Genomic DNA, 401 nt, shown 5'->3' with positions numbered 1-401 from the left:
ATGCACCACAGCCGTCAACGGACGCTCCAGCGACCCGACCAACCGCGCCACCTGCTCACGGTCGGACACGTCGCACGCAGCAACCCACACCTGGGCACCGAGCGCCTCCAGTGCGGCCGTCAGCTCCCGCGCACCGGGCGCCGAAGGACCACGCCGGCTCACCAGCACCAGATCCCGCACACCCCGCTCGACCAAGTGCCGCGCGACCAGCGCACCCAGACCACCCGTACCACCCGTGATCAGCACACGGTCCTCCGCCGACCACTGCCGGGGCGAACCGGCCGGGGCGCGGCCGAGTCGCGGCGCCAGCAGCCGGCCGTTCCGTACGGCCAGCTGCAGCTCGTCCACGGCGAGGAGCGCACTCCACTCCGGGGCGTCGGCGTCGTCGAGGTCGACGAGCC

1 protein-coding gene is annotated in these 401 nt (G+C 73.6%); it reads right to left on the bottom strand.

All coding sequences use genetic code 11. The features are described from left to right. Nucleotides 1–401 (bottom strand): SDR family NAD(P)-dependent oxidoreductase (locus tag IH00_RS36955; protein WP_039946173.1); only part of this gene is annotated, 401 nt, incomplete at both ends.

This window comes from Streptomyces sp. NRRL S-118 (assembly GCF_000716335.1).
Classification (GTDB): domain Bacteria; phylum Actinomycetota; class Actinomycetes; order Streptomycetales; family Streptomycetaceae; genus Streptomyces.
The sequence above is the reverse complement of the archived record's forward strand: the minus strand, read 5'-3'. Positions and strand labels throughout refer to the sequence as shown.